The organism is Streptomyces drozdowiczii, assembly GCF_026167665.1.
Taxonomy (GTDB): Bacteria; Actinomycetota; Actinomycetes; order Streptomycetales; family Streptomycetaceae; genus Streptomyces; species Streptomyces drozdowiczii_A.
Genome location: NZ_CP098740.1, coordinates 7,304,074 through 7,324,676, shown reverse-complemented (window position 1 = coordinate 7,324,676; position 20,603 = coordinate 7,304,074). Strand labels below are relative to the sequence as shown.

Sequence of the window (20,603 nt, the reverse complement as noted above, 5' to 3'; positions counted from 1 at the left end):
CAACGAGGCCGACCCGAACGCCATCCAAGTCCAGCACCAGGGCGTCTTCCTCGGATGGATCTCCCGGGAGATCGCCCGCCCCCTCGCCCTCGCCCTCGACGAGGACCCCGCACCCCACATCTACGTACAGCTCACCACGGACGCCCGCTCGATCGCACAGCAGAGCGGAGCCCACCAGCTCCACGGCCACAACGCGGTCACTCTGACCATCACGCTCGCCCCCGGTAACACCCCTCGCCGCACCCAGCTCGCGCCCTCTGTACGTCCCGACGACGGGCCGCTTCGTGCCGGGGAGCTGCCGGTGCCGGAGAGCGATGACATTCGCTTTCGGCTCGGGGCCGCTTCCCGCCCGGCCGGGCACCTGAGAAGAAAGTTCGGCCTCTGCTCCCGCCTGGCGGGACGTCCCACGATCGGCCTCTTCTTGCAGTTCAGAGCCGTGTGGCGTGGTCTGCATGACAGTAGATATCAAGATCGTCCGAGCCGGTCAGATGTACCGCTACTACCTCCGCGAGACCGTTGTCGGCGACGGCCGCCGCCTGGCCCGCACGCCGCTGCGCGCCGCCCAGGAACAGGCCGGGGTCCCGGTCGGGCGCTGGATGGGCCGGGGACTTGCCGTGCTCGGACTCGCGCCGGGTGAGGAGGTCACCGAGGCGCAGCTGCGGAACCTGTTCGGCGAGCGGGGCCGCCACCCGTACGCGGACCGGATCGAGGCCGAGCGGCTCGCCGCGGGTGACTCGGCGAAGAAGGCCTTCGAGGCCGGCGCCCTCGGACGCCGGGTGACGGTGACCGGTGTCGACTTCGTGTTCCGGCCGCAGCCGACGATCTACCTTCTGTGGGCGTTCGGGGATGACGAGACCCGGCGGGTGATCGAGGCCGCGCACGAGCGGGCGATCGAGCGGGTGCTGGAGTGGATCGAGGACGAGGTCGCGGTGATCCGGTACGGCAAGGACGGCATCTACCGGGTCCGGCCGCCCGGCGGTCTGGTCGCCGCCCGCTTCCGCCACTACGAGGCTCGCTCTGGGCGGCCCTTGCTCCATGACCATGTGCTGCTGTCTGTGAAGGGGCAGCGTCTGGACGGGAAGTGGGGCTCGATCCACACAACGGCCCTGCACGAGAACACGGTGGCGACCTCCGCGCTCTACAGCGAGCTGGTGGCCGCTGAGGTCTGCGAGGCGCTGGGGCTGGCGACCGAGCCGCGCATCGTCACTCCGGGGCGCCGGCCTGTGATGGAGATTGCCGGGGTGTCGCACGAGCTGATCCGCTGGACCTCCCGGCGCAGTGACCAGATCGCCGCCTGCCTGGCCGAGCTGGAGCACGAGTACGTCACCGCCGTTGATGACGACGGCGAGCCGCGGTTCCTGCCCGTGGTCTCCGAGCGGGCCCGCGCCAAGATGAACCAGATCGCCGCCCGCAAGACCCGCCCGCCCAAGCAGAAGACCCAGCCGCTCGCGCAGCTGCGCGCCTGGTGGAAGGTGAGCGCGATCCTCACCTCCAAGGTCGCCGCCGACGTCATCAACTCCCTCCTCGAGCACGCCCGCGCCGCGGCCGCCGCGGTCCGGGCCCGCGTCGCGGCCGTGGTCGATGTCGCCCTGGCGGCCATCGACGTCACCGCGACCGTGTTCGTGATGAACGACGGCGGCCGCTTCCACCGCCGGCACCTGCTCGCCGAAGCCCGCCGCCACCTCGCCCTCGTCCTGCGCGGCCGCCGCCGCGACCCCGGCCTGGACGACCAGATCGTGGCCGCCGCCATCTCCACCCACTGCCTGGACATCAGCGAGCCGAAGACGATCCGCGGGCTAGAGCCCGGCTACCGCCACTACACCGCCCGGTGGGCCCTGTCCGACCTCCCTAGCCGCCGCCCACCCGCCCCCGCGCCCGACCTGGGCTGGCAGCGCCCGGCTGGCCCCGGCGAGCCGCCCGCGCACCGGCCTCCGGGGCAGGATGCGGGGGAGTGGACGATCCCCCGCATCCCGCTCCGGTACGAGCGCGCCGTCCTCGCCGGCGCGGTGGTGCGGGAGAAGCTGCGCACCACCACCTCTGCTGTGCGGGGGCGGGCGTACGACGTCGTCGCCCACCAGCAGGCGGCGATGCCCGAGCAACTGCTCGTGCCCGAGCCGGCCGACCCCGAGCACGACGACCAGGAGCAGGAGCCCGGCCGCCACGGGGCGATGGACCTGAAGGCGCTGCGGGCCCTGTGGGAACCCCGTACGGACGTCGACGCTCTCGATCTCACCGCCGAACGCCTGCGCCACCTCCAGGACGCGTTCACCGAGGCGGCCGACCGGGCCCACACCACGATGAACCGCTACACGCGCCGCAACGACGACACCGAGACGCCGCCCCCGGTGCGCCCGGACGACCAGCAGGCGCACCGCCCACGGCAACCCGGACCCCACCACGGCCGGGAGGCCGACCGCTAACTGCCGGACGCCAGTCTCTGCCGTCACTCGGACGACTGAATGAACGGTTGTGGCAGCCCGTCAGCCGTACCGGAGGGCCGTCCCGGCGGCACACTCCTGAATGGCCCCCTCGGTGGGCCAGCATCCGCAGCGCGCTCTCCGGCCCAGACGCCCCCGCTTTACCCGCGGATGCGAAGGAGCAAGGCCCCGACCCAACAGCACGCAAACCGTTCGCACTACCTGTGCGGGCCGGGGCCGGACGGTCCGCAGTCAGGAACGTTGATGAGTCACGGTGAAATCCTCACCCAGAAGGCCCGATACCGTGCCCGATGCACGGGCCTCGGGCACCAGACCAGCCTCCAGCACCTCCAAGCCCTCCAAGGGCAAGCCCCGGTTCCTGCGGCTGCCGACCGGGCCCAGGCACGCCTGGAGGCCGCCGTGTTCGAGCGGCTGGGCGGCACGAGCGATTACTGCGCCCACCCCGCCGGCGTTGCCCAGGTCCACCCCGGCGCCGACCACCTGGTCGTGGAACTCGATCCCAAACTCGGCCCCAAGCACTCGCTGCCGGAGCACTCCCTGCTCTCTCTCCTGCCCACCCAGTACACCGGGCCTGACGAGGACGAAGGAGGCCCGGGAGGCATCGCCGGGATCAGGCTCCTCGGGATCGACGCGGCCGGTGCTCACCTGGGCCTGGTCGGTACCGACGCCCGCGTCACCCTCAGCGGACTGGCCACCGCACAGTGGCGCACCATCGTCACTACACACCGCACCGCATGCCACGACGGCCATCTCGTCCCCCTGTGGGACGCGCCTGCGCTGACCTCGTTCGAGTCCGACTACCTGGCCGCAGACCACGCCTGGCTGGAGGAGGAGGCCGACCATGCTTGGGTCGCCAGTGGCCTCCTGCGCCGCATCGCCCTCTTCCACACTGCGACCAAGCCGTACTGCGTCAGGTACTGGCGTCACGGTCTGGGGTGGAAGTTCGAGCTGCGCTACGAGCACGACGTCCCGATGGACCATGAGGCGCTCCTTGCGTACCTGACCCATCCGGTATGGGGGATGCCGCTGAAGGCAGCCCGTGAGCACTGCGTGTGCAAGCCGTGCGACTGCGACCAGGGAGCCGAGCGCAATTGCTGGTACACCCTCGATGCGGGAGGAGGCCGCCGCGGCGAGATCGGGATCCACTTCCGGCGGGGTCGCGTCGGCCGCGACACAGGGCAGGAGCACGGGCGACTAGTGGGAGCGGGCGCCACCCCCGACTGGCTCGCCCAGGCCCTGCCATCCCATTACCAGCGTTCAGCCGCATAGAACGTATCCCCGGCCGTCGGGCTGCACCGCGGCGAGAAGCCGACTGCTGAGTGCACCCGGCGCGGTCCACCCGATGCTCACCGACGATGTCGGCGCGGTGCGCTCAGGCGACCAGCAGGTGCACCACCAGCAGGAGCCCGGACCGCACCGAGGCCGGGAGGCCGGCCACTGAGTGGACCCGATGGTGCGCGCACCCGGTGCCGTGGTGCGGGTCCACTCCCTGCTGGGCGCCACTCGGTGTGCGCCACTCGGTGGGAGTGGACGCCACCGTGCTCGACATCCACTCCACCGAGTGGAGCCCACTCCGGCCGGGAGCGGACGCGCACCGCCCACCCGACCCAATCCACCGCACCACCGGCCACCCAATGCGCACCGCTCCTGCGCGCCGGTCACACCGGTGCGCGCACCACCGCACTGGCGCGCACCCATCCGGCCTTCATAAAGGGACACAGGCCGGTCCTGGCCGCTGAGCCCATCCACCTGCCCCACAGCAGTGTCACACCTCGTCGAACGCGGAAAACTCCGGTTCCGGCGCCGGGTCCACAGGGCCTGTCCAACTGCGCTCACCGAACGGCTCGTGCGGATTCCAGTTCTGGGTGAACTGGCGCTCTTGGATACCCCGGATCTCGTCGGCCCGGGAGGCTCTGAGGGCGGACTCGATGACGAAGTGCGACGCCCAGTCGTAGTCCTCTGCCGTGAGCGCCTGCACAGAGTTCAGGTTCACGAAGCGGTGACTGCCGTCGCCATGGCCGTACACAGGCGGCGCGATGATCCTGAACCGGGCCAGGCTGGGGTAGTCGATGCCAAGGCTGATCGCCTGCAGGGCCCTCTGCGCACTGGTCGCGAAGTCGCTGAGCTTCTTGAGTCGGGTGTTGGTATGGGCGCCGGCACCATCGATGCGGGGCTCGTCCATGAAGTAGAGCGACGCTCCGAATTTGAACGGCGACTCGCTTGCCACGGGGTTCTCCCCCCTGGCGTAGTGATCAAGAAGTGCATCGAAGGCGAGCACGAGGCCGGCCATGGCCATGGGGTAGTCACCAATGTCCGCGTGTGTCCGTGCCTCGCGCACAAGACGGACAACCTCCGGCTGCGTCAGTAGGTCGACCATGTCGATGGAGTCAAAGTCGACACCGAAGACTTTGGGTGTGACCGTGGCGAAGAAGTCGTCCAGCGTCTGGTGGGCCTGCTCGATCTGGTGCTTGGAGGGGAAGGTGCCGTTGTGTTTGAGGGCCACGCGAGCGTCGTTGAGACGCTTCATCGAGTCCTTCTTCGGCAGTTCGAACTTCTCCTTGATCAGGGCCCAGTACGCGATGAACTCGGGAGCCTTATTCACGTCGATGCGGAGGTGCTGGGTGACGATGCCGAGGTAGTTCTCGACGGCGTCGTGGAAGGAGGTGATGGCTCGTGAGCAGAGTGGGGCGGGCTGGCGGCTCTGCTCGATGCCCTCGCGGTACAGGTACCGGACATATGCGAGCCGTTGGACTGTGTGCGGGGCGAGGGGGTGAGACATAACAACTCCTGGTGGCGGTGCACTTGTTGTGATTGTTGCGACGTCCCCGCTGTCCCGCACGTGGATATCCCTTCGTGACCTCCGGGCGGGCGTGCGGTGACTCCCCATCGCTACCAATGGACGCTGAGACCATCAGCAGGGCACCACAGTGTGCGGCTGTCGGACAAGGGATCGCCCACTGGGTGGCCACCCGATGCGCCTCACTGCACAGGCGCATCGGGGTGTGGTTGCGGGCGCGGGGTCATGGACTGCACGGTGCGGGCCCACTCCAGGTGTTCGTCGCGCATGGTCTCCAGGGTGGCTCGGGTGTCTCCGTGGTCGTCGGGGTCGGGGATGACGTTCTCGACGAAGCGGATGATGCTGCGGGCGATGCCCAGCACGGCAGTGGTGGGGAGTCGCGCGTCCAGTCCCGCAGGGCGGACAGCAAGATGCATCCGACCTCGTCCAGGGCGAAGGAGTCCGCGTGCGGCTCCCCGTTGCCCAGGACTCCCGTGGCGGGGAGGACGATGTTTTCGGCGAGCCGCAGCAGCAGGAAGGCCAGCTCTGGAGAGGCTGGCGTGCGGCCGGAGACGTAGTTCCCGCCGCCCATCTGGAGCGACAAGAGGTAGTCGAAGCCCTGCTCCACCTGGTCGGGCGTCAGCGGCGTGCGGGACGGGAACGGGTAGTGCATCAAGCTCTCCTCACGATGGCCGCCGCGCGACTCGCGGCGGGCACATCGCATGGTTGGCTGGCGGGCCTGTGGACAGAGACCAGAGATTTCTTCCCGCTCCACGGATGGGGCGAATCGGGGCTGCAAGGGCCAAACCGGGTCCCCTTGTCCAGCCAACTCGGGCGCCTCGAAGAGCTTGGACTGATCAGCCGCACCAGCCGCCTCCACCCCCGACCCCGGTCCTGCGCGGGCCGGGGCGGAAACGCTGACCCATTTGCTGCGGGCAGTGACCCAAACAGTGCCCCAAGCCCCGCGAACCGGTTCGGGGTGGTTGCGTTTCTCCTGGACAGGGTTCGCTACCGGGCACCGTCAGACCGCGGACAAGGGGTCTCTTCGCATGCTGCCCGGGTCCTGTCCTGGTGGCTGTGAAGGAGCCCTCGATGACCACTACCACTCGCCCGCGAACCGGCCGCCGTACGGTGCGCACCGTACGAGCCAGCATCCTGGCACCCCGGCGGATCAGGCCCGGCAGCGCCCTGCGGCGGCCACTGTGGATGCCCCTTGGGATTCCCCTTTGGTGCCCGGCCGCCGAAACCAGGCAAAGTTGCTGGTCAGGGCGGAACGGAGCGTTGTCACACCCCTTCTTCTCTCCTCCTTGTAGTGGAGGAGAGCATCGGGTGCCGGCCCCGGACGCCCGGCGAAGCCCAGCTGGCAGTCGGCTGGCAGCGGGACGCGCGGCGAAGGCGGCGAGCTGATGACGACGGGGAAGCAGAAGTCGAAGGCGGCCGGGTCGACGAATACCTCTCGCGCGGATGTGCTGCGCGTCCTCGGGGTGCTCAAGGTCGCCACCACGGATCAGATCCAGCGGATCGCTCTGCCGCACCTGAACCACCGCCACACGGAGAAGCCGACGGCGGCGAAGCGGAAGACAGCCCGCACCGCCACCCACACCGCCGCCCTGGCCGACCTGCGCACCCACCGCCTCACCGCGACCGGCGGTTCCACAAGCACGGGCGAGGCCCTGCGTCACCTGACCCTCAAGGGCCTGGAGGCCGCCGCCACGGAGCTCCAGCGCCCCCTGTCGGAGATGGGCGCCACCGCACGAGGTGCGGGCGCCGGCGGTGCCACCCACCCGATGGCTGTCAACGAAACCGTCATCGCGTTGCTGCGCCCGAAGCCGGACCTGGCCAAGCTGGCCACGGATCCGCCCGCGGTGCGGTCGGCCGCCCAGGCCGTCGTCGACGCACCTGACGGTGTGGGGAGCATCGGCTCGTACTGGACCGAGGTCCCGTTGCCGGTGGCCGGGTCCTGGAGTACGCCGGGCCGAGGCGGCGCTCAGGCCGACATCGTCCTGACCGCGCCCCAGGACGGTGTGCCGCTGCTGTTCGTTGAGGTCGACAACTGCCACGAGACCGCGGAGGAGCTCGCGGACAAGCTAGAGAAGTACGCCCGCTTCTTCCGCCGCAAGGTGAAGGACACCGAGGGCAAGGCCCAGCCGATGTGGCGCACCCGCTGGACCACCCCACCCGGGACGCGGCCCGAGGACTCGTACCCGCCGCTGCTCCTCGTCTTCAACCCGCGCGGCGCCCGCAACCTCGAACGCACCATCCCGCGCCTGGCCGCCCTCACCCGCCACCTCTGGGCAGGCACCAAGGACTACGACGAGGACTTCCACCACTACGACAGGAAGATCCCCGTCATCACGACCACCCTGGACGACCTCCGCGAGCACGGCCCGCACGGCCACGTCTTCCGCCGCTTCGGCCGCCCCACTTCACAGTCCCTGTTTGACGCGATCGGCAACCCCCGCCGCGACGCCGCCCACGCCCGCTACTGGGCCCAGCAGCGCGCCCGCGAGCGCGAGGCGAAGGAACGCGAGCGCCAGGAGGCCGAACAGCGCGCCGCGGAACGAGAAGCACAACGACCCGCGTGCGCGCGCTGCGGGACGAAGTTCACCGACGCAGGCTGGAAGGCGACCCAGACCGCAGACTGGGGCACCCCGGCCGACAGCCACCCCACGCTCTGCGATCGGTGCAAGCGCCGCGCCCTCGTCGCCGTACAGCTCGCCCAGACACTCCACAACCGTCCCGAGCGCCACGACCAGGAGGGCCAGGAGCAAGCAGGGCCGGAGCGGCGGGAGCCCGGCCGGTGGTTCTCACGCTGGCGCACTTGAGGTGTGGGTGGCTGCGAGCCCGTTGGTGACCTCCAGCCGCCTCCAGCGGTTAGAGGGTTGTGACGATCTCGCACCTGCCCCCCGGGGCTCCTGATGACGTTCCGTGCGAGCTGTGGGAGGGCGAGGAGGAGGCCCTGGCCGCCGCTGCGGCTGCCGGCCGCCGGGCAGCGGCCTGGATCCGCTCCCTGCCCGGCGCACCGACCCCCGGCCCGGTCGGGGCCTGGCTTGCCCGGGAGTTGCCGGAGGCGATCGAGACCGCGACGGCCTCCCTGACCCCGGAGGAGTGCGACCGCATGGACCCCTTTGGCGTGATGAGCGACGGGACGGGCGGCCTCGACGAAGTGACGCGCAGCGAGCTGGCCGCCGTGGCGTGCGTGGTCCAGGACGCGCCGTGGCTCACTGCGGATCAGCAGATCCGGCTGGTGGCGGTGGCTTCGCTGGTCGCAGGGGCAGCGCGGCTGCTCGCGCAGGACCCGGGCACGGCGATCGAGCACGGGCAACTGGATCGGATGTGGGCACTGGTGGACCACGCCATCGTCTGACGTGCTGACGCCCGGTGACTGAATCGAAGAGGAGAGCCTTGTGGCAGCGGATCGGCGCCCCATGGACCTGGACGCGTACGAGGCCAGGGTGCGTAACGGGCCATGCTTCATCTGCGCGTTCGTGGCGGGTGAGCCCGGGCATGTGACGGTGTACGAGGACGATCAGCACATCGCCTTTCTCGACCGGTATCCCACCGTGCCGGGAAAGGTGCTGGTGGCTCCCAAGACCCACATCGAGCACGCCGTCCGCGAACTTGGGGAACCCGCCTACCTTGCGCTCATGTCCGTGGTTCGCAAGGTGGCACTCGCGGTGGAAGCGGTCGTCGCACCCGAGCGCACCTACCTGCTGTCCCTGGGCAGCCAGCAGGGCAACGCGCACCTTCACTGGCACATCGCCGGCCTGCCCCCAGGAACGCCGTACAGGGAACAGCAGTTCCACGCCCTGATGACCGAGAACGGCACGCTGTCTTACACGGACGTGGAAGCAGCGGCGCTGGGGGAACGTCTACGCGCCACCCTTGCCGAAGGGTGAGTTTCCAAGCTGGCCGCGTCTCGAAGGTCTGCCGAGCGCGGGAGAGAGCAGGACTTCGGCGGACGAGACACGGGGCCGGACAGGATCACCCTGCCCGGCCCCGCTGCTCGTTCCCGGCTGCTCACCGGCTGAGTCGGATGCGCGGCCCCCACGCGAACTCGAGGTCGTCCAGGAAGACGGTCTCCAGCTCCTCCTCCCACCGGCTGATCGCAACTCGATACGCGCCCCAGCCGGGCCGTGATGGACCGGGCGGCTTCCCGCGCTATCGCGGCAGTCAGGCCAGCACCGACAGTGGGCTGTTGGCTCAACGATCTCCGCGAGGGGCCCGGGCTTCGAGCTCTTCGATGATGCTGGCCCAGATTTCATTTGCCTGGCTCGGCATTTTCGCCTGCGCGTCCTTCATGGCCTTAAGGATCTCGACATGCTTGTGCTGGAAGGTGAGGGACCATGATGCCGACGCCAGTACGGCAGAGAGCTCCGTGAGGACGCGCTCGGGCGCGGAGTGGTGTTGTAGCAGTTCGGCTGCGCAGTCAGCGCTGGCAGCGGCGTACGCGTGCGCCTGCCCGTCCTCGTTGACGAACAGCCCCTGGACCACCCCGTGCCGGTAGGCATCCGGCCACCGTTCCGGGTGTTTCGCACACGCGCAAATACCTTCCAGGCGGACATTATTCGTCTCGTTCGCCGCTCGTTGCCCGACGGCAACACCCAGGCGATGCTGCTCAGACTCCTCGAGTCCAGGGACGTTAGCTGCCTCCAGCCGAGCCTCAAGATCGCCCCCGTAGAAGACAGTGCCGTTCTGAAGATCAGACACCAGCGGCGAGACCGCGCCCAAGAGCACGGTATGAAGCCGAGCCAGCGCCCATCGCACCCACAGCAGTGCCGCATGGACGGCCGCCTCGGCAACCTCGTCGGTGACCTGGTGCACGACTGCTCGACCATGCCCAGTCCCGTAGGCGTTCCGTAGATCACGCAACTGGCCAGCCATCTTCTTCGCTGCGCCAGGTATCTGGCGCAGCGGATGATTCGCAGGCACCGCATCCCCGATGACATGCTCGACGACCGAATGCGCCTGTCCCAGCACCTTCATGTACTCGTCGCCGTCAGCAACTACACGGCCATAGGAAACGAGCGTGACGCGAGCAACGCTCTCGACCAGCTCCTTCGCCGATCCCACGACCAACGGACGGTCGTCGCAGGCAACGGCAGCTGACAAGCGACCGTAAGCGTCACTGATCGCTTCCCATTGATCGTCCTGCACCCACTCAGCACGAGGGAGGGGCTCCTGAACCAGATTCCTTATCACCATGCGATTCTCTCCTTTCTACTGCGTCCCTGGTCGGCGATCGGATCGCCCGCACGTCCCCGTTGCCTGGTCCTCGCTGCTGCTGTTTCCGTCGACGGCGCATCCACACCCTGACAAGGCCTGAGAGAATCTCCTGTCGCGCGGCCTACCTGCGTTCGAGGTGCGCCACCCAGGTAACGGCCTGGACGGTGCTGGGGAGTTCGCCGAGGCGGTGAGCGGCGAGACGGTAGCAGTCGGCGAGGGTGTTGTAGCGGCCGAGCGCGCCCAGGCCCCGTTCCCGTTGGCCGTAGATTTCGCGTACGGCGATGTCGTGGGCGTGACGGTCGATCACGACGGTTTCCGGGTGGTCCGGTTGTGCGATGCAGACGTAGAAGCATCCGGTCTTGATGTTCATGGGGAGGACTTCTGCGGGGTCCGTTCCGGCCATGATGCGGTTGGCCTTGCTGATCGCGTCGGAGAAATGTCCGCTTGCGGATCCTTCGTAGAATGCTTTTCGGGCCAGTCGGCAGTTCTCGCTCCACGACTTGTTGGCGGAGAGTGCGGCAAGAACGCCCGCGCCTTTGTGTGTGTTTCCGGCTGCGATTTCTGCTGCGAATTCGTGTGCTTTCGAGTACCACGTGCGGCCGCGTCGTACTTGGTCACGGGTGGCCGAGTTCCACATGTCGATAATTGCTTGGGTGTAGGAGGCGCGCTGCTCTTCGGTGCTCTTGACCGGAATCACGGGAGTCCCTAAAAGGATGGGGAACAGGCGAGGAGTGGTGAGGAGCGGGCCCTGTGGGCGGCTCAACTCGAACCGGATTGTGCGGAGATTGGTCTCGGGGGCGTCGGGGCTCTGCTCAGGCAGAGCCCCGACACCGCAGGTCAGCTACTTCGTGCGGAGGTGGGGAATCCTCGGCACGGAAATTTCGGCGAGCTTCAGAAACTCGCGGCAGGCGTCGAGGGTAAGGCCGGTGTGGGTGCCGTCATCGGCGTCGGTGAGTCCGCCGGTGAGCGCGATGCTGCCGTAGTAGTGCTCGGCGGCGAGGCCCGCTGCGCAGTGGACCCTCTCGGCGAACCGGTTCAGCGGCGCCGTTCCCTGTGCTGCCTCCGCGTCCGTCCACATCGAGCAGTCGGGCCAAAGGCCGAGCGCGGCAATGCTGAGGGTGCGGAACTCCTGGGCCAGGACGGTCAGGCCGGCCGCGAGTTCGGTGGGCCAGTCGATGACGTCGAAGGAGCCGCCGGGGCGGAGGATCAGCGCGAAGCGTGCTTCAGACATGGGTGTCCCCTTATTCGTGTGAGCGATCTCGGTTTGCGGTCGGCTGCCACCGCCGACCAACAAGAAAAGATACCTGAATTAGTGTCATCGATCAAGGGATCTCGGCGTGTTTCCGCAGGTCAGAGCGCACGCGTGCCCGGGGCGGGGCGTGGTCGGGGCGCCGCCTGCCCCGCTCCGCGCAGCGGAACGGGGGCCCGTCCGGCAGCGCGCAGCGCTCGGGGCGGGGAGCGAAGCGAACCGGTCCCGCTCGGCCGGGCGGCCCGACGTGGGAGCGCAGCGGACACGCCGGTGATGCGGAAGGGGAGCGCAGCGGACCCCGCATCCGCGTGAGACCGGCGAAGCGGTCGTCCGGGGTAGCGCAGCGGACCCGGCACGCGCGGGGCCGGGGAGCGCAGCGGACCGGCCCCCGCCACGGCGCCCCGGCCGCGCCCCGCCCCGGGCACCCGTACGGAAGGAATGTGGCGCCTGGCTGGCCGAGGGCGCCACACCGGCTTGTTGCGCCCAATTCCCCGTGCTGCGCCCCGTCCGCTCCCCTGTGCTGCGCCCCTGAGGGGCGGCAGGAGGGGCGGGGGCAAGACGGCCCGATGCGTGTGGGCGCCCCGGGGCGGCGTGGTGCCGCTCCGGGGCGCATGGGGGGGTGTCGGTCAGGCTGGCGGGGTCACGTTCGTGTCCCGTGTCCTGACGGGTCGGTGTGCTCGGGGTCCAGGTCGACCGTGACGTCTTCGGTGTCGCTGCGGACGGTAAAGACGGTGGCCCAGGACGCCGGATTGCGGTGGATGGCCAGCGCGGCCCGGGCGGCCTCGACGGGGCCCGGGGCCTCCAGCTCGATGGTCCAGGAGACCTCGTACTCGGGCATCGGATTCCTCTCGGTGCCGTGGGTGGCTGCCGCGCCACGTCGGGGCGCGGCAGCCACCAGGTGTGGGCGGTCAGGCGGTGAGCACGATGGCGGCCTGGTCCAGGTGCCGCTCGTTGATGTACAGGACTGCGCCGACGGGGTCGAGATCGTCCAGCCAGACGTCTTCGTTCTCGGAGAGGTAGTCGTGCAGCTCGTCGGGGTCGGCGGCAATGCCTGCCGGGATGTCGATTTCCGAGCGGAATTCGTAGGTGACGTCCTCGGTGACGGTCAGCTCGACCGTCACCGTGACGGTCTTCGCTGTGGCCTCCGGTGCGGTGTCGCACGGGGCCGGGGTGCGTGTGGTGGTCATGCGGTTCTCCTGGTCTCGGGACGGGCCCGGCGGTGCGACCGCCGGGCCCGGGGGGTGTCAGCTGTCGGCGCGCAGGAGCTGGTTGCCGGTGCGCTGCCAGTAACCGGCCGGGGCCCGGTCGGCGCGGTCCCGGTACGTCGCCGAGGGGACTACGGGGATCTCGAAGCCGTCGTCACAGAACAGCATGCGGGCGCCGGGGATGAGATCGAGGGTGGGGCTGTCGGCGGGGAGGTCACGGAAGCCCATGAAGCGGTGCGCCTCGTTGAGGAACCAGAAGGCGTCGCCCTGGACGAGGTCGTCGTAGCGGATGCTGACCGTGTCGGAGGGGCGGCGCTGGCGCCACATCCGGACGCCGAGGTCACGGCACACGGCGCCGAGGTGATCGTAGAAGTCCAGAACGGTGCCGGGCTCCATACCGGGCGCGAGGTACGGGCCGGTGGACACGCCGGTGAAGTGGACGGGCCCGTGGATGCGGGCCCCTTCGTGCCCGAAGCGGGCGGCAACTGCGACCGCGAGCTCGTTGTGGGCGCCGGGGTCGCCAGGGCAGTGGTGCATCTCCACCCCCGGCATGAGCGGGAGCGTCGCGTACGGCTGAGTGCCGATGCTGGTCAGCTCCAGCAGCGTCTCGGGCTTCTCGTACGTCTCGTCCGTGAGCAGGTACGGATCAACGATCGTGAAGACGCTGAACTCAAACGGGTTGCTGAGGTCGAAGGGCACGGGGCCTCCTCCGTGATGGGGTGTCTGATCTCGGTGTGGGTCGGCTACCACCACCGACCAACAAGAAAAGGATACCACGCATTCGTCATTCCCGGTGGTTCTCGAACCCTCAACGCCAAGCATTGACACAGGTCACAGCACCGCTGACTAGTGTCGCCGCAGGTCTGCCCCGAACGCGAGAAGGGCCCCGCAAGCGGGGCCCTTCTCTGGTCTGCGCTTCTGGCCGGCCCGGGGCGACGTTGCGCGGTGTGCCGCTACGTCTGCCAGGCTTCACCGGAGCAGGCCGTCGGGCGGTACGACTCGCGCGCCGCTCCACCCTGGGCCTGGCGGGCTGTCAGGGGGCGCCGCAGACGGGAGTCTGAATCTCCACCAGGTCGGCGCACCGGAGCACCCTGATCCGGTCCTCCCCGTCGTGGAACCCTTCCTCAACAAGGTGGCGGATGACGACGTACAGGCCCTCGTCGTCAAGGTGGTCGAGTACCTCGGCGCACCGTTCGTCACTCCAGCCGTTCGGGTCGAAGTCGGCCGGGTTCTTCCAGACGTCCAGCACCTCCACCCATCGGCCGTCGATCCGGACGCAGTCGCGAAACCGGAGGTCGACCGGCTTGATGTAACCCGTTGTCCACATGGCGCGGCTCGTGGTGCTCATCGCGGTTCCTTCTGCGGGGGGCGGTTGGTGAGCGGGGGCCGGGCAGGCGTGGGCTCGCGGCACACCCGCCCGGCGGTGCGGGTCGGCTCAGGTCGTCCACTCGCGTGCGAACTCGGCGGCGGCGGCCTCGTGGTCACCGCAGGCGGGGAGGGTGAAGCCGCAGTACGACACCATGCGCTCGGCGACAGTCGGAGCGTCATGCTCGGCGGAGTGGCAGATCAGGGGCCTACCAGCCGGGTAGATGAGGATCGGGCCGCACTGCGCGTGTGCGCGCCCCAGCTCGTCACCGCTGGTCGGCGCCGGGATCTCGATCATCAATTCCGAGGTTCCGGTAACGGCGGCCTGTACCGCGGACGCGACCCTCACCGACAGGGCAAACAGCCCCTCGGTGGCGCGGGCCGCTTCGAAGAACATGCCGCCGGGGTACACCGCGACACCATTCGGCATGACCTCGGGCAGGAGCTCGTCGGACGGGCGGGTGTAGTCGAGGCACAGGTCGCCGGACTCGTCCACCCAGAGCAGGAAGGTGCGCGACTCGTTGAAGAGGGTTGCGGAGACGCCCCAGTCTCCGCGCTTGACCGCCCAGTCGCGGCCAAGGGTCCTGACGGCCGCGCGAGCGAGATCGAAGATGCTGAACCGGGTCTGATCATCGGGGTGGGGATACATGGGTGTCCTCCGTGGATCGAGGGTGCGGATTTCGGAGTTGGGCGACTGCCACCGCCGACCAACAAGAGAAATATACCATGCGTCTGCCATGCATGTCGGTGGTTCGTGCGGCGCGGCGGCGCGGCCGACAAGGCATCGACCGCAGGAGCCGATCGCGCGAGCAGGGGCCCCGCCATGGGCGGGGCCCCTGCTCACTGCCACTGCATCCCCGGGCCGGTCAGGCCCGGGGGCGCGATGATTCAGTCGCCGATGACGGCGCGGATCGCGTCCGCGTACCGTCCGGCGAGGTAGTCCAGGCCGTCGCTGTAGGTGGCCAGTTCGAGGTAGATGCCGTCGTCGCACCCAAGGAAGCCGTCGGGCAGATCCAGGTCTTCAGGGATGTCATGGGACGGGCACTCGGCGATGAGGTCGCCTTCGTGGTCGACATAGATCTTGAAGACGGCTCCGCAGGGGCTGACGACGTTGCCGTCCAGGCCCCAGGAGCCGGTATCGACCGTCCACCCCTTGCCGAGGAGGCGGGCGACGGCGCGCACCACGTCGGAGACGGAGAAGGGGAACTCGGTCCCCGGCGGCGGGCAGTAGACACCGCTTGCGTGGACGGCCGGTGCGAGCGCGGGGGTGGCGGGAGCGTCGTGGCCCTCGCAGTCACCGGACTCCGCGTGCGCGCCGATCCACGCGGCAGCAGCCTCCCGTCGACCGGCGGCGCCGAACAGCGCGAGAAGAGCGTCCAGCTCCGCGCACGAAAGGGCGGGCGCAACGCTGGTGCTGCTGCTCCACACGGCCACGAAGTCGTTGAGAGCGACGGCGTGAGAACTAGTCATGATGTTGATCCTTAAGGGGGATGGCGTGAGTTCGGCGCTGGTCGACTGCCACCGCCAACCAACAAGAAAAATATACCATGCATTTGTCGCGGAGTGTTTGTGTTCCGCCCTCCCCAGCCAGGACACCCTCGGCATCAACTGCCGTTCCCGACGCGGACGACCGCATTCCCGGGCGGTCTCACAAAGATGGGCACCCGCCCGTAAGCCCACAGACCACACAAGCGGCGAGCAACGGCGCCTGAACGGACGGATGGCCCCGCGCACGTGCGAAGGTTCCGCGAGGCCACCCCTGAGCGCCACGTCCTGTCAGGAAGCACCCGATCCGACGGTAGGTCAGGCAGGCGCCGGCCGCGCGTCCACGGTGAGACTGATCATCCGGACGGCTGGCCCGCGTCAGACGACCAGGGTCAATCGCTCCAGATAGGCGTCCGACTCGTAGTCCGCCATCCGCTCCAGGTACGCCGCCGCGGCTTCACCCCCGAGGTGTGTGCGCAGGGCGTCTCCGCGTGTCCAGGTGAGCCGGCCTTCGCGCTCCTCGACGTGGCGGGCTTCGGCGACGACGTCGGCGAGGCTGTACTGGTCCTTGAACCGATGGCCGATGCGGGCTTCGAGATCGGTGTACTGCTCGGGCAGGGGCAAGTCCAGGGCCCAGCACAGGCGGACCGCGCGGACCAGGACGTCGAATCCGGCCAGGACGCAGAAGACGCAGCTCAGCCGTGGCATCAGCGCGTCGTAAGCCGGGTGGTACTCCAGGGTTTCGTCCGCGATCGTCTGCCAGACGGCGGTCTCGGAGAGATCGAGGATCGGATGCCACGTCAGTACGAGGCGCTTGTTGTTGCTGGTCCGGGTATCGATGGAGAGCGGGGACTTCTTGCTGCGGGCGGGTGACTCGGCCGCGCGCAGTCCCATGCAGTTGAGGACGAGCACCTGGCGGTCGAGGCCGAGCGCGGCGACGATCTCCGTGAGCAGGACGTTGGCCCGGTCCCGCTTCAAAGACGCCGTGCACAGGCGCCGGGCGGCGTCCGGGAACATTCCGCGCTTCTCGACGAGTCCGAGCAGGCCGCCCGTGGAGTCGACGGCGACGAAGCGCAGCCCGTACCGCTCGGCCTGGCGCTGGGCGAGCTTGCGCACCCCCGGCCACTCCGAGTTCTCGCCCAGGTCGCAGTGGACGACGACGACCTTGTCCGTGCAGCCCGCCCGGGCCGCCCAGGTGGCGATCCGGTGCAGCATCACGAGCGAGTCCTTGCCGCCGCTGGACTGCACGAGCAGGACGTCGGCCGCCTGGATCAGATCCAGCGGCATGGCCACCAGTTCATCCAGCAGACCCGCCGTCACAGACGAGAGGCGCTTGCCGCCTGTCCCGCGCCCTCGCGCGTGCGGCCGGTAAAGGGCGGCCAGCTCCCGATTCGCCCTCCGGGAAGCCGTGAACGCGCGGCGCCGCCTGCTGTCGGCCTTGCGGCGGCGGCCGGTGCAGTCGCGGTGCGCTTGCCGGGCGTCGTCCAGAGCAGCGCTCGCGGCCATGGCCTGGGAGAGGTGACGGGTGGCGGCCAGCTGCTCCTCGCAGTCCGTGATGGTCACAAGCGCCTGGGCGGTCGCCCGTGCGGAGCGGTGGAAGGAGCGGTCCGCGGCGCTCAGGGCGGTGTCGGCCTGGTAGGCGCGGCGGGCGGTGTCGAGGAGGTGGAGGCGGGTGGTGATGTCCACGGGTGTGTCCTCACGACGGAAGGGTGGTGTGTCTTCGGTCGGGGGTGGCTGCCACGGCCACCCCCGGGGTGGCGGGCCGGCCCGCCGGGTCGAGGGCCCGGCGGGCGGTGCAGCTCAGCTGGCGGTTCGGGTCAGCTGACGAGTGCGAGTCCGGAGCGCTCCAGCGCGGCCAGGCGCGCCGCCGGGTCCGGGAGATGGGCGGCGCCGAGTTCGCCGGTGGTGATGAACTGCTGGCCGATGTAGTGGGTATAGGCGGGCGGGATCGCCTCGGTCAGCTCCTCGTGCACGTCCGTCCAGGTGATGCCCATGGCCTTCTGCATCTCGGCGACGGTGCCCTTCCCGCCGCCCTTGCCGTACGCGGCGATGTAGGGGCCGTCCCGCCAGACACCGTGGCGCCATCCCCGTACGGAGCCCCGGTGCTTGAGATGCCGGGGCTGCTCCGGTCCCGGGGTGCCGAGCCATCCGGTCTCGAAGTCGCGGTGGCGGATGACCCCGAGCCCGAACATCTCCCCGCACAGGCTGAGGTCCCGGCGGATGTCGGCGCCCGGCACGTTCTCGATCACCCAGTCCACGCCGAACCACAGACACAGCTCCCGCATCTGCGGGATCAAGTCGATGTAGGTGCGGCCCTTGTTGGTGCCCTTGGTCAGCGTGGTGTGCGCCTGGCACGGCGGAGAGGCGTGGACCAGGTTGAACTCCTGCCCCCGCTCCCGCATGACGTCCAGGGCATCCCCCTGGATGAACTCGAAGGGGTATCGGGGCCGGGGCACGATGTCGACGCCGACGACGTCGAATCCGGCGAGCCAGTACCCCATCCCCGCACCCCCGAGCAGCAGAAGAGGTCGAGGACTCGCGGGCGGCGGAACCGCCTGCCCGTCGGCAGGAGCACGAAGGCGGTGGTGGACCGGGCCGACGGGCGTGCGGGCGCAGTCGTCGGCGCGCCCTGCGGCTCCCCGGCCTGCTGCGCCCCGGACTTCGGACCCTTCTCGGTGCGACGCCCGGGTTCCGGGCTCGGCGTGCCGACGCCCGGGCAGTAGCCGCCCTCGCTCTCCCACTGCTCGCTCGCCTCGCGCGCGGCGCGGGCCTCCTGCTCGACGAGGGTGACCGGGCGGCGGTAGCGGGCCATCCTCCAGCGGTCCAGGGCGGGCAGGCGCCGGGCGGCGGCCTTCTTGTCGTCCATGCTCATGTGCCGTTTCGCGACCCGGGCGTAGCGGGCCTCGTAGGCCGCCTTGTCGCTCTCGTGCAGGCCCTGCGGGTACAGACGGGCGAGCTCCAGGGCGACCTGACCCATCGGGGTCGGTGTCAGGACGCGGACCCCGTCGATGGCCCGGGCGGTGAGGAAGCGTGCGGCGTACAGGGCCTGGGTCCGGTCCTTGCTGACCCTGCGGCCGCCGCTGAACCCGCCGTCTGCGGGGGCGCGCCGTACCTGACCGTCGCGGACGTACAGCCGTCCGGTCGCGGCGGCCTCCAGGACGCGGAGGTGACCGGCGGTCCAGCCGAGGTCGGGCACCACCTCTTTGGCGAGGTAGCCGTTCATGGCGGCGAGGTGCCGGTTCTCCTGGTCCATGCCGGTGGCGGCACGCTCTGCGGCCTCTTCCTCGGCCTCCTGCTTGCGCTGGGCGCTCTCCCGCTCGGCGCGCTCCTGGGGGTGAGGGCGCGCTCCAGTTCGCCGCGCAGCGCGAGGGCCGTCAGCTCGACACCCGCTTCGCGCTGGGCGGCCAGGGCGTGGGTGACGGCCTGGGTCGCGCACCGCCGCAGCGCCCGGTCGGGCATGCTCGGGTCGGCGTCCCACTCCTCGGCGAGAGCGGCGTAGCGCTCGGCCTCGACCGCCTCGCGGTGGGTGGCATGCATGACCGTCTCCAGGCGGGCCATGCTCCTGGTGCTGCTCCTGCAGAATGCGTCCAGCGCCGCGTCGTCGGCGGCCGCGGCGAGAGTGGCGGCCGCTCGGACCACGCGCAGGCAGGTCTGCGGGGTCGCCTCCCCGAACTCGGTCGGGGTGGGGGGCTTGCTCAGGGCGGGGTCGAAGGACATAGGGGTCTCCCCTGGGGTGCGTGTGCTTTCGGATGCGGGTCGGCTGCCACCACCGACCAACGAGAAAAGCTTACCATGCATCTGTCACTTCGCGGGGTGTGTCGACCACCCCTCGGAACAGAACACCCGGATCCCCCACCACGACTGACGAGCGATCCGATGCGAGCACCACCGCAGCCCCGCACCCGCCAACGCCGCGCCCCTACCGCCCACAATCAGCTTGCCGCCCGCGCCCCGAGACCGGCGCCATGTCCGCTCAGCGCTGCGCGCCGACCTTCGCAAGCGAGCCGATCAGGACCTCCGGATCCGGGTGCGTACCGGAGGCGAGGTAGTGAATCCCCTCTCCTTCCGGGCGAGTGCCAGCGTCCTTGCCGATGGGGTGGCGGCGGCTGGTCGCGGTACGCCACCCGAACCGCTCGTCCCACACAAGAGCCGGCGCGCCCTGCCCCGCGGCGAGCGGAACGGCGGCAGCCAGGTGCCCGCCCGCCAGCTGGCGGACCTCGACCTGGACGGGCTCGGCCACCCCGGCCCGGGCCAGTACGTCTGCCACGTTCTGCAGGTACGGCAGGGCGCTGCGCGCATGGAGCTCCGCCTCAGCTGCGGCGACCGCGCCCTTGCGGGTGGCCTTCGGGAAGCCGAGGCGCTCGGCGGCCTGTGCGGCTGTCAGCTCCGGCTCGGCCTCGACCAGGTCGGCGATGCGCCGGCCGCGGACTCGGACGAGACCGGCCTGCGCGGTGGGGAACACGACGCCCAGGGCGTCGACGACGTCGCCGACCGTGACCGCCGGGTTCGCGTCGAGGAGTTCGGCGATCCGCGGCTGCAACTGGTCCCGTGGGACCACGTCACCGCTGCCCGTACGCCGCCCGCCCCCGGCGCCGCGGCCCGGCCTGGAGTTCTTGAACTCGCGCACGACATACCTGGGCCAGTGCTCCGTCCCCCCTCCTCCGGCACCTGGACCACATGCTCGGCCAGCCTGGGGTCGCTCTTGTAGCCGTTCCAGGTGGCCGCGGAGACGCCCAGTTCGAGAGCGGCTTCATGGCGGTCCAGGAGGTCCTGGTCGTCATCCGTGTCCGAAAGAGCCGGAACTGGCTTCCCCGCATGGAACGCCGCAGTCTGCTCCGAGTCCCAGAGCTGGACCCGCG

Annotated in this window: 20 protein-coding genes and 1 pseudogene; 5 read left to right on the top strand and 16 right to left on the bottom strand. The window is 69.8% G+C overall.

Features of this window, described 5'->3' with window-relative positions:
• The first annotated feature begins 452 nt into the window (after positions 1 to 452).
• Both mobF and NEH16_RS33170 read left to right on the top strand, forming a co-directional pair.
• A complete protein-coding gene (gene mobF, locus NEH16_RS33175; protein ID WP_265869949.1) occupies positions 453 to 2,420 on the top strand; it encodes a MobF family relaxase in 1,968 nt (655 codons plus the stop codon).
• Positions 2,421 to 2,837: 417 nt separating this feature from the next.
• Complete coding sequence (locus NEH16_RS33170) at positions 2,838 to 3,707, top strand: hypothetical protein (protein WP_265546903.1); 870 nt, start codon at positions 2,838 to 2,840, stop codon at positions 3,705 to 3,707.
• Between the two features lie 103 nt (positions 3,708 to 3,810).
• Here NEH16_RS33170 and NEH16_RS33165 read toward each other — a convergent pair whose 3' ends face one another.
• The 3 genes from NEH16_RS33165 to NEH16_RS33155 form a co-directional block, all read right to left on the bottom strand.
• Positions 3,811 to 3,987, bottom strand: a complete 177-nt coding sequence (locus tag NEH16_RS33165) for a hypothetical protein (RefSeq protein WP_265546901.1) — start codon at positions 3,985 to 3,987, stop codon at positions 3,811 to 3,813.
• 216 nt (positions 3,988 to 4,203) lie between these two features.
• Positions 4,204 to 5,217, bottom strand: a complete 1,014-nt coding sequence (locus tag NEH16_RS33160) for a hypothetical protein (RefSeq protein WP_265546900.1) — start codon at positions 5,215 to 5,217, stop codon at positions 4,204 to 4,206.
• Between the two features lie 200 nt (positions 5,218 to 5,417).
• The gene (locus NEH16_RS33155) at positions 5,418 to 5,651 is read right to left on the bottom strand and encodes a hypothetical protein (protein ID WP_265546898.1); all 234 of its coding nucleotides are present in this window, start codon (positions 5,649 to 5,651) and stop codon (positions 5,418 to 5,420) included.
• Positions 5,652 to 6,620: 969 nt separating this feature from the next.
• On the opposite strand from NEH16_RS33155, the gene NEH16_RS33150 reads away from it, so the two are divergent.
• The 3 genes from NEH16_RS33150 (at position 6,621) to NEH16_RS33140 (ending at position 9,113) form a co-directional block, all read left to right on the top strand.
• Positions 6,621 to 8,039: a replication-relaxation family protein gene (locus NEH16_RS33150; protein WP_265546896.1), complete on the top strand. Its 1,419-nt coding sequence runs from the start codon at positions 6,621 to 6,623 to the stop codon at positions 8,037 to 8,039.
• A gap of 59 nt (positions 8,040 to 8,098) precedes the next feature.
• Positions 8,099 to 8,581 carry a hypothetical protein gene (locus NEH16_RS33145; protein ID WP_265546894.1) on the top strand — a complete coding sequence of 161 codons (483 nt, stop codon included), beginning with the start codon at positions 8,099 to 8,101 and terminating at the stop codon, positions 8,579 to 8,581.
• A 61-nt stretch (positions 8,582 to 8,642) separates the two neighbouring features.
• Positions 8,643 to 9,113 carry an HIT family protein gene (locus NEH16_RS33140; RefSeq protein ID WP_265546892.1) on the top strand — a complete coding sequence of 157 codons (471 nt, stop codon included), beginning with the start codon at positions 8,643 to 8,645 and terminating at the stop codon, positions 9,111 to 9,113.
• A gap of 304 nt (positions 9,114 to 9,417) precedes the next feature.
• Here NEH16_RS33140 and NEH16_RS33135 read toward each other — a convergent pair whose 3' ends face one another.
• The 13 genes and pseudogenes from NEH16_RS33135 to NEH16_RS33075 form a co-directional block, all read right to left on the bottom strand.
• On the bottom strand, positions 9,418 to 10,419 hold the full coding sequence (locus tag NEH16_RS33135; RefSeq protein WP_265546890.1) for an abortive infection family protein: 1,002 nt from the start codon (positions 10,417 to 10,419) through the stop codon (positions 9,418 to 9,420).
• Positions 10,420 to 10,561: 142 nt separating this feature from the next.
• Positions 10,562 to 11,137 (bottom strand): DUF7178 family protein, encoded by a 576-nt coding sequence (locus NEH16_RS33130; protein WP_265546888.1) that lies wholly within the window; start codon positions 11,135 to 11,137, stop codon positions 10,562 to 10,564.
• A gap of 144 nt (positions 11,138 to 11,281) precedes the next feature.
• Positions 11,282 to 11,671, bottom strand: coding sequence for a hypothetical protein (locus tag NEH16_RS33125; protein ID WP_265546886.1), 390 nt, complete (start codon positions 11,669 to 11,671; stop codon positions 11,282 to 11,284).
• Positions 11,672 to 12,329: 658 nt separating this feature from the next.
• Positions 12,330 to 12,527, bottom strand: coding sequence for a hypothetical protein (locus tag NEH16_RS33120; protein ID WP_265546885.1), 198 nt, complete (start codon positions 12,525 to 12,527; stop codon positions 12,330 to 12,332).
• Positions 12,528 to 12,597: 70 nt separating this feature from the next.
• Positions 12,598 to 12,876, bottom strand: a complete 279-nt coding sequence (locus NEH16_RS33115; RefSeq protein ID WP_265546884.1) for a hypothetical protein — start codon at positions 12,874 to 12,876, stop codon at positions 12,598 to 12,600.
• 57 nt (positions 12,877 to 12,933) lie between these two features.
• Positions 12,934 to 13,593: a hypothetical protein gene (locus NEH16_RS33110; RefSeq protein ID WP_265546882.1), complete on the bottom strand. Its 660-nt coding sequence runs from the start codon at positions 13,591 to 13,593 to the stop codon at positions 12,934 to 12,936.
• Between the two features lie 334 nt (positions 13,594 to 13,927).
• Complete coding sequence (locus NEH16_RS33105) at positions 13,928 to 14,242, bottom strand: hypothetical protein (protein WP_265546880.1); 315 nt, start codon at positions 14,240 to 14,242, stop codon at positions 13,928 to 13,930.
• An 87-nt stretch (positions 14,243 to 14,329) separates the two neighbouring features.
• Complete coding sequence (locus NEH16_RS33100; RefSeq protein ID WP_265546878.1) at positions 14,330 to 14,908, bottom strand: hypothetical protein; 579 nt, start codon at positions 14,906 to 14,908, stop codon at positions 14,330 to 14,332.
• A gap of 239 nt (positions 14,909 to 15,147) precedes the next feature.
• Positions 15,148 to 15,729, bottom strand: coding sequence for a hypothetical protein (locus tag NEH16_RS33095; protein WP_265546877.1), 582 nt, complete (start codon positions 15,727 to 15,729; stop codon positions 15,148 to 15,150).
• A 393-nt stretch (positions 15,730 to 16,122) separates the two neighbouring features.
• Entirely contained in the window at positions 16,123 to 17,430 is a 1,308-nt protein-coding gene (locus tag NEH16_RS33090; protein WP_265546876.1) for a phosphoadenosine phosphosulfate reductase family protein, read from the bottom strand.
• A 131-nt stretch (positions 17,431 to 17,561) separates the two neighbouring features.
• Positions 17,562 to 18,319 (bottom strand): annotated as a pseudogene (locus NEH16_RS33085) (DNA methylase).
• A 644-nt stretch (positions 18,320 to 18,963) separates the two neighbouring features.
• The gene (locus tag NEH16_RS33080; protein ID WP_265546874.1) at positions 18,964 to 19,461 is read right to left on the bottom strand and encodes a hypothetical protein; all 498 of its coding nucleotides are present in this window, start codon (positions 19,459 to 19,461) and stop codon (positions 18,964 to 18,966) included.
• A gap of 256 nt (positions 19,462 to 19,717) precedes the next feature.
• Positions 19,718 to 20,371, bottom strand: coding sequence for a DUF6292 family protein (locus NEH16_RS33075; RefSeq protein WP_265546872.1), 654 nt, complete (start codon positions 20,369 to 20,371; stop codon positions 19,718 to 19,720).
• Between the last annotated feature and the right edge of the window lie 232 nt (positions 20,372 to 20,603).